This window comes from Ilumatobacter sp., from assembly GCF_041688325.1.
Taxonomy (GTDB): Bacteria; Actinomycetota; Acidimicrobiia; order Acidimicrobiales; family Ilumatobacteraceae; genus Ilumatobacter_A.
This window is the reverse complement of record NZ_JBDNIJ010000128.1, coordinates 1-7,152: the sequence shown is the minus strand read 5'-3', so window position 1 is coordinate 7,152 and position 7,152 is coordinate 1. Positions and strand designations below refer to the sequence as shown.

Sequence of the window (7,152 nt, the reverse complement as noted above, 5' to 3'; positions counted from 1 at the left end):
GTGTCAGGCAGTGTCAGGCAGTGTCAGGCAGTGTCAGGCGAGGTGACAGGCGACGTCGCGGCCAGGCGCGATCGTGCGGACCAGAGGTGCTTCGATACGGCAGCGGTCGATCACGTCGGGGCACCGCGTCGAGAAGGCGCAACCGGGCGGCGGTGACTGGGGACTCGGCACTTCGCCCACGAGCGGGATGCGCTGTCGCGTCGCTTCGATCCCGGGCACGGGGATCGGCACTGCGGACAGCAACGCCCGCGTGTACGGGTGATTCGGACGCGCGAACAACTCGTCTACGGGGCCCGACTCGACGATATGGCCGAGGTACATCACCGCCACTCGGTGCGCAATGTGCTCGACCATCGACAAATCGTGGGCGATGAAGACGTACGCCAGGCCGAACTGCTGCTGCAGCTCGACGAGCAGGTTCACGATCTGGGCCTGGATCGACACGTCGAGCGCCGAGATCGGCTCGTCGCAAACGATCAGCTCTGGTTGGAGTGAGAGTGCACGGGCAATGTTGATGCGTTGACGCTGACCGCCAGAGAACTCGTGTGGGAAACGCTCGAGTGCCGTCGATCTGAGACCGACGAGGTCGAGAAGCTTGAGGACACGCGATTGCGCGTCTCGGCGTGAGACACCCTGGTGCACAATCATCGGCTCGGCAATGATGCGTCCGACGTCGTGGCGCGGGTTCAACGACGCGTACGAATCCTGGAAGATCATCTGCATGCGGGGTCGCAAGCGCCGCAGCGGCTCCTCGGCGAGTGCGGTCAGCTCGGTGTCGCCGAGCCAAACCCTGCCACGTGTGGGTGCGATCAGCCGGAGTACGGCGCGGCCCGTCGTCGACTTGCCGCACCCGCTCTCGCCGACCACTCCGAGCGTCTCGCCAGCGGCGACCGTGAAGCTGACGCCATCGACTGCCTTGATCGGTGCGGAGCGGCGGCCGGCGCCAGGAAAATGCACGGCGAGGTCCTCGACCGTGAGTATCGGAACACGATCATTCTGCTCAACGTCGGTCATCGTGGGACCCATTCCCGTTCGCATTCCCATTCCCATTCGCGTCGGCATCGTAGAAGCATGCGACGGACCGGCCCGCCGCAGGAGATCGATCCGGAGGGACCTGCGCCCAGCACGGTTCGAAGGCATGCGGGCAGCGCGGCGCGAACGCACAGTGCGACGGATATGTCTCGAGGTCAGGGGGCATGCCCGGGATGCTGGCGAGCGTCGTTGATCGCGCGCCGAGCCGTGGCACAGCGCCGAGCAGCCCAACGCTGTATGGATGGAGCGGCTGTCCGTACAGGCCGACAACGGGCGCCGACTCGACCAGTCGCCCGGCGTACATCACCGCGACGCGGTCGGCGAGCCCGGCCACCACGCCGAGATCATGGGTGATCCAGATGACGGCGAGACCGAACTCCTTCTGGAGGTCCCGGACCAGGTCGACGATCTGGGCCTGGACGGTGACGTCGAGCGCAGTGGTGGGTTCGTCGGCGATCAGCAGGCGGGGTTCGCAGCTGATTGCAACGGCGATCATCACGCGTTGGCGCATGCCACCAGAGAGCTGGTGGGGGTAAGAGTCGAGCCGCTTGTCGGCATCGGGTATGCCGACTCGGTCGAGCAGGAAGGCAGCGTGGCGCCGTGCGGAGCGTTTGGTCATCGAGAGGTGGTGCCGCAGCATCTCGGTGAGCTGAACGCCGATCGTGACGGTGGGGTTGAGTGACGTCTGCGGATCCTGCGCGACGTAGCCGATCTCGCGGCCGCGGATGGCGTGCTTGCGATGCACCCGCCGGTCGAGCAGGTCGACCTCCCCCGACCTCGCAACGTACGTGGCGCTCACGCCGTTGATGACGGCCGGCGGTTCGGCGAGGAGGCGCAGGAGAGCGAGCATCGTGACCGACTTGCCGCTGCCGCTCTCGCCGACGAGTGCGATCGTCTCGCCTGCAGCGACGTCGAACGACACGCCGTTCACGGCATGCACCGTCGCATCGGGCGTTTCGAAATGAACCTGCAGGCCGTCGACGCGCAACAGGGGTGCGTTCATCGCTTGACCCGGCGTGATCGCGGGTCGAGCGCATCGCGCGACCAGTCTCCGAGCAGGTTGAGGCCCATGCCGGCGATCACGATCGCAACACCGGGCGCGATCGAAATCCACGGATACACCTCGAGTGCCCCGCGTCCAGCGTTGATCATGTTGCCCCAACTGGGCGTGCTCGGCGGCACCGACAGCCCGAGAAAACCGAGGCCTGCTTCGTACAGGATCATCGACGACATTTCGAACGTTGCCAACGTGCCGATCGGCCCGACGAGGTTCGGCACAAGGTGCGACCATAAAATTCGCCAGCGCGGCACGCCGACGCCGCGTGCCGCTTCGACGAACGTACTTTCCTTGAGTTTGAGGACCTCGCCTCGTGTGACGCGTACGAAGATCGGGATGTCGGTGAACCCGAAGATGAGGATCACGTTGACCAGGCTCGTGCCCACCACCGCTGCGATCACCACAACCAGCAGGATGTACGGCACCGACAGCAGGAGGTCGTTGCCGCCGACGATGATGCGGTCGATGCGACCACCCCTGTACCCGGCGATCAGGCCGAGGAGCATGCCGAGCGTGGCCGCGATCAGTACGCCACCGACTGCGACGGTGAGCGACACCCGCGAGCCGTAGATCAGTCGACTCAGGATGTCGCGTCCAAGGGCGTCAGTGCCGACGAGGAACTTCGTCGAGCCGTCCGTCATCCAGAATGGCGGAGTGTTGGCGTCACGCAGACTCTGTTTGAGCGGATCCTGCGGCGCGAACAACGGCGCGAACACGGCGAGCAGAATGAGCAGGATGAAGATGCTCGCACCAACAAAGCCACCGGGTGAGCGCAGCAGCGGTCGCAACTTGGCAAGGGGGGAGCGCCGGAGTGGCCCGGCAAACGGTTCGTCGTCACGGTGCTCCACCAACTGGCCAACGGTCATCGCCCCGCTCCCAGTCGAATGCGAGGATCGGCCAGTTTGTAGAGCACGTCGGCGAGTAATGAGAACACGATCGTGATCAGACCACCGAGGAAGGCAAGGCCCTGGACCAATGGGAAGTCGCGGTTGCCGACCGCCTCGGCTAGCAGTCCGCCGGCGCCGGGCCACGAGAAGACCGCCTCGATATAGAGGGAACCGCTCAAGAGCGCTCCGACCTGCAGGCTGAGGATGCTGATCAGCGGGATCATCGCGTTCTTCAGGATGTAGCGGCGGTAGATCAACCGCGAGGGGATGCCTTTGCTACGTGCGATTCGGACATAGTCCTCACCGGCGATCTCCAACACCGACGACCGCGTGAACCGCAGCAACTGCGCCATCGGGAAGAGACACAACGCGAACGCGGGCAGGATGATCGACTGGTTGGGCACGTCGAACGGACCAAGCTGGAACGTCTCGCGTCCGAATGGGGGGAACCAATCGAGTTTCACGGCAAACACGAGAATGAGCACGAGCGCGAGCCAGAAATCAGGGATTGTCTGTCCGAGCAGTGCGAGTCCACGAGCGCTGCCGTCGATGCCCCGACGAGGCTTCATGCCGGCGAGCACTCCGAGTGGGATGCCAATCATCGTCGAAAACACGACGGCGACCGCGCCAAGCTCGAGCGTGGCGGGCATTCGGGCGAAGATGATGTCGCGGACGGGCTGCTTGTACCGGATTGACGATCCGAAGTCGAGTTGCACCGCGTCGCGGACGAAATTGCCGAACTGGACCACCACTGGGCGGTCAAAGCCGTATGCATCGCGTATCGCGTCCCGCTGTTCGGGGGTCGCGTCACGGGGCGCCAGCAGGTTGGTCGGATCGCCCGAGAGGCGCAGCAACACGAAGACGATGATCAGCAGGCCGATCAACATCACCACCGATTGACCCAGGCGGTGCAGCAGATACCTTCGCATCGGTTGCCGCTATTGCTGCCCGCTCGTCAGCCCGTGACCGACGAGTACCACAACACGAAGTCCTCGGCGTTACGCGGTCGGTAGTCGACTACCCGGTCGCTGGTGGCCTCGATCGTGATCGGCTGGTAGAGATAGATGAACGGCGGATCGTCGTGCAATTGCAGTTGGATGTCGGTGAACACCTGCGCCCTGGCGGTGTCGTCGAGCGTCGTCAGTACCTTGGCGAGTAAATCGTCGATCATTGGGTCGGACCACGACGAATAGCTGGCGTCGTCGCCGCCCAGCGCGCCAAACAGGCGGTCATAGGCGCTCGGCTCGTTGCTGTTGGCCGACCAACTGTCGCCGAACATCGGCGGTAGCTGCTTGGTCGATTCGAGATCCCAGAACGACCCAGACTCCATGACGTCGAGCTGCGCATTGATCCCGACCTCGCCGAGCTGCGCCGCAACCGCCTCGCACACCTCGCTGAAGTTGGTGTACGCGTCGGACGGACATGCCATGCCGATCGAGAAGCCGTCGCCGAAACCGGCTTCGGCGAGCAGGTCTTTCGCCTTCTGTGGGTCATACGCGTACGGCTCGACTGCGTCGTCGTAGCCGACGTCGCCCGAAACAAGTAGTGCGGTTGGGACAGCACCCTTGCCCTCGAACAACGCGTCGATGATGCCCTGCTTGTCGACGGCGTAGTTCATTGCCTGCCGGACGAGCACGTTTTCGGTCGGCTGCCCGACGCCAGAGGTGAGGTTGTTGAACGCGATGTAGTACACGCGGTTGTTTGAGTACTCCACGAGTTCAACCCCAGGCGCACCGTCGAGTGAGATCGCGTCGGTGGGGCTGAGCCGGTTGACGATATCGACGTCGCCGGTGCGGATCGCTGCAGCGCGCGTGGACGACTCGGTGATCGGCCGGAACACGACGCGATCGAGTAACGGGTATCCCTCGCGCCAGTAGTCATCGAATCTCTCCAACACGATGCGATCGCCCTGGACCCATTCGACGAGCTTGAACGCCCCGGTGCCGACTGGCGCCTTGGCGAAGCCCTCGAACCCGACTTCGGTGTAGTACTCGGGCGGCAACATCGGCCACTGGCCAACCTGCACGAGGAACAAGGCGTTCGGCTCGGGTGCCTCGATTTCGATGGTGTAGGAGTCGACGACCCGCACGTCTGACGCCAGCTCGAACTGGTCGAAGTAAGCGTTCTCGGGGTTCTTGCCGGCTTCCCATGTGAACTTGACCGCGTCGGCGTTGAACTCCTCGCCATTGTGGAACGTCACGCCCTGGCGGAGCGTGAACGTGTACACGTTGCCGTCGTCGGATACCGTCCACGATTCGGCGAGGGCCGGCTCGATCTCGCCGTCGTCGTTGATCCAGATCAGTGAATCGAACATCTGGTTGGCAACGTTGCCCTCGACGACCGACGGTGCGTTGATCGGGTCGATCGCCGCTGGCTGGGTGGCCAAAGCGATCACGAGCTCGCCGCCGGTCCCGCTGCGTGGTTCGTTCGCCGCCGTCTCGGTTGGGTCGGTCGTCCCCGTGTCGCCCGTATCGTCAGACTTAGCCGTTGTTGCTGCGGTGGGCTCAGTCGTCGCGTTGGGCGATGCGACCGGGTCGCCATCGCTGCCGCACGAGGCGAGCACGAGGCTCGCCGCTGTCAGCATGACGAAGCAACGCTTCGATCCGGGTCGGCGTACGGTCATCATCGGTCTCCCTGATTGGATGGATCAAGCACGCCGCTTGATCGTTGGCGCAACCTTAGACCTCTCCAGAACTTCCTGTCCAGGTGTAGAGGTGAGAGGTCCGCCGTGAGGTGGGCCAGGTGGTGGAACCTGTGGTTCCTACCAAAGACCCACGAAGGGACCACCACCGTGACCTCAGATCAGATTGTGTACCAACAACGCGTCCGCATCTTGGACCATGCACGAAAATCCGGCAACGTTGCTGCGACGTGTCGCACGTTCGGGATCAGCCCCAAGACGTTTTACAAGTGGCGTAACACGGCCGCGAAGTACGGCCTTTCAGCCCTACAGCCCAAGACAAGACGGCCCCCGGCAATGCCAAACGCGACACCGACCCACGTTGTCGAGCTGTTGCTGACTTTCGCGATCACGATGCCGACGTTGGGGTGCCGGCAGTACGCGGACCGGCTCTTCGATCAGGGTTTCACGATCGGTAAATCAACAGTGCAGAACCTGTTGATCAAGCATGGTCTCGGCCGCCGCCATCAGCGCCTTGCACGCGCTGCTGCGATCACCGCGCTCACCACTGGACTCATCACGGAGGTGGCGGTCGAAGACGACCCGTTCGGGTTTTGCCATTGGTCCGGCAAGCCTGGGGGTCTTGTCGCGGTTGACTCGTTCTACATCGGGAACCTGAAAGGCGTTGGCAAGGTGTATCAACTCACCGCTGTTGACACTCGGACACGTTGGGCAATGGTGTGGCTTGTTCACGGCACTGTCAACAAGGCGGTGTCGGTCGCGTTCTTCGAGCGGATCTACAAGACGTGGGCCAAGATGGGTTTCCCGATCGAGGCGATCGTCGCGGACAACGGACCCGAATACAAAGCCACCAAGTTTGCTGACGCAGTCGCTGCCAAAAATGTGCAACGAGTGTTCATTCCGCCGCGTTCACCGAACCACAACGCGGTGGTCGAACGGTTCCAAGGAACCATGTTGCAGGAATGCTGGCGCCCGGCGTTTCACCGGCTCTGCTTCAACAATGTCCGCCAGTTGCAACGCGAAGCCGATGCCTGGTGCCACACCTACAACCATCAACGCCGCAACCACGGCGACTACATGAACAGCCGACGCCCCATCGACCTGCTCGAACTATCCTCATGACAACCCGAACCACAGACCACCACCGTCACCCCAACCTCTGGACAGGAAGCTCCAGAACGGGTCCTGAACAGATCGCCGAGTTGAGCTGGCGCTGTTGCGTTGCACCTACCGTTGGGTCGTCACGGGATCAACGTCGATGCCGCGTTCGGCAAGGAGTTCTGCCAGGTCGCGGTACGACATAGCAGGACGCGCAGGTGCACTGTTGCGTTGGCAGGTTGGGTGCGGGTCGTCGCGTGCCCGGGTGATTCGTCGTCGCTGTCGCGTTGGCAGGTTGGGTGCGGGTCGTCGCGTGCTTGAGTGATTCGTCGTCGCTGTCGCCGCTCTACTTCTCCGCCGTTTGCGGGCTTCCGGTTCCCGCCCGACGTGGTGTTGCTGGCGGTCCGCTGGTATCTCCGCTACGGCTTGTCCTACCG

General features: G+C 63.4%; 6 protein-coding genes. 1 reads left to right on the top strand and 5 read right to left on the bottom strand.

What is annotated here, in order from left to right; translation table 11 throughout:
• Nucleotides 1-33: 33 nt before the first annotated feature.
• Genes ACH2EI_RS08655 through ACH2EI_RS08635 form a run of 5 tightly spaced genes read right to left on the bottom strand, consistent with a single transcriptional unit; the run spans nucleotide 34 to nucleotide 5,599 of the window.
• On the bottom strand, nucleotides 34-1,014 hold the full coding sequence (locus ACH2EI_RS08655) for an ABC transporter ATP-binding protein (protein ID WP_395154204.1): 981 nt from the start codon (nucleotides 1,012-1,014) through the stop codon (nucleotides 34-36).
• A complete protein-coding gene (locus ACH2EI_RS08650; protein ID WP_395154203.1) occupies nucleotides 1,001-2,035 on the bottom strand; it encodes an ABC transporter ATP-binding protein in 1,035 nt (344 codons plus the stop codon). The genes ACH2EI_RS08655 and ACH2EI_RS08650 overlap by 14 nt, the downstream gene beginning before the upstream one ends.
• On the bottom strand, nucleotides 2,032-2,955 hold the full coding sequence (locus ACH2EI_RS08645) for an ABC transporter permease (protein WP_395154202.1): 924 nt from the start codon (nucleotides 2,953-2,955) through the stop codon (nucleotides 2,032-2,034). Before ACH2EI_RS08645 ends, ACH2EI_RS08650 begins: the two co-directional genes overlap by 4 nt.
• Nucleotides 2,952-3,905, bottom strand: a complete 954-nt coding sequence (locus tag ACH2EI_RS08640) for an ABC transporter permease (RefSeq protein WP_395154201.1) — start codon at nucleotides 3,903-3,905, stop codon at nucleotides 2,952-2,954. The genes ACH2EI_RS08645 and ACH2EI_RS08640 overlap by 4 nt, the downstream gene beginning before the upstream one ends.
• A 26-nt stretch (nucleotides 3,906-3,931) precedes the next feature.
• Nucleotides 3,932-5,599 (bottom strand): ABC transporter substrate-binding protein, encoded by a 1,668-nt coding sequence (locus ACH2EI_RS08635; protein WP_395154200.1) that lies wholly within the window; start codon nucleotides 5,597-5,599, stop codon nucleotides 3,932-3,934.
• Between the two features lie 168 nt (nucleotides 5,600-5,767).
• Between ACH2EI_RS08635 and ACH2EI_RS08630 the strand changes: the two genes are divergently transcribed.
• Nucleotides 5,768-6,739 carry a DDE-type integrase/transposase/recombinase gene (locus ACH2EI_RS08630; protein ID WP_395154199.1) on the top strand — a complete coding sequence of 324 codons (972 nt, stop codon included), beginning with the start codon at nucleotides 5,768-5,770 and terminating at the stop codon, nucleotides 6,737-6,739.
• Nucleotides 6,740-7,152 lie beyond the last annotated feature (413 nt).